Source organism: Vibrio sp. 378 (genome assembly GCF_033339435.1).
Genome location: NZ_JAWOUO010000617.1, coordinates 1 through 672 on the forward strand (window position 1 = coordinate 1; position 672 = coordinate 672).

Annotated in this window: 1 protein-coding gene; it reads left to right on the forward strand. The window is 45.8% G+C overall.

Translation table 11 applies throughout. The features are described from left to right. A partial coding sequence (locus tag R7Q48_RS27880) for a dihydropteroate synthase (protein WP_318133536.1) occupies nucleotides 1-672 on the forward strand: 672 nt, incomplete at both ends.

The window sequence follows — 672 nt, forward strand, 5'->3', positions numbered from 1 at the left end:
TTCGGTCTTAACTGTGCATTGGGGCCAGATGAACTGCGCCCATACGTGGAAGAGCTTTCTCGTATTTCTGAATCATTTGTTTCCGCACACCCTAACGCAGGTTTGCCGAATGCTTTTGGAGAATATGACCTTTCTCCAGAAGATATGGCAGAGCATGTAAAAGAGTGGGCTAGCAGCGGCTTTTTAAATCTGATTGGTGGCTGTTGTGGTACAACGCCGGAGCATATTCGCCAAATGGCGCAGGCCGTTGAAGGTGTTACACCTCGCGCTTTGCCAGATTTGCCTGTTGCTTGTCGTCTCTCCGGATTAGAGCCATTAACGATTGAGAAAGAGACTTTATTCATCAATGTCGGTGAGCGAACTAACGTCACAGGTTCTGCTCGCTTTAAACGTTTGATCAAAGAAGAACAGTATGACGAAGCATTAGAAGTCGCGCGTCAGCAAGTTGAAAATGGTGCCCAAATCATCGACATCAACATGGATGAGGGGATGTTAGACGCACAGGCTTGTATGGTGCGTTTTCTAAACCTATGTGCCTCAGAACCAGAAATCTCCAAAGTGCCAATCATGGTCGACTCTTCCAAATGGGAAGTGATTGAAGCGGGTCTGAAATGCATTCAAGGTAAAGGTATTGTGAACTCTATCTCTTTGAAGGAAGGCAAAGAGAAATTT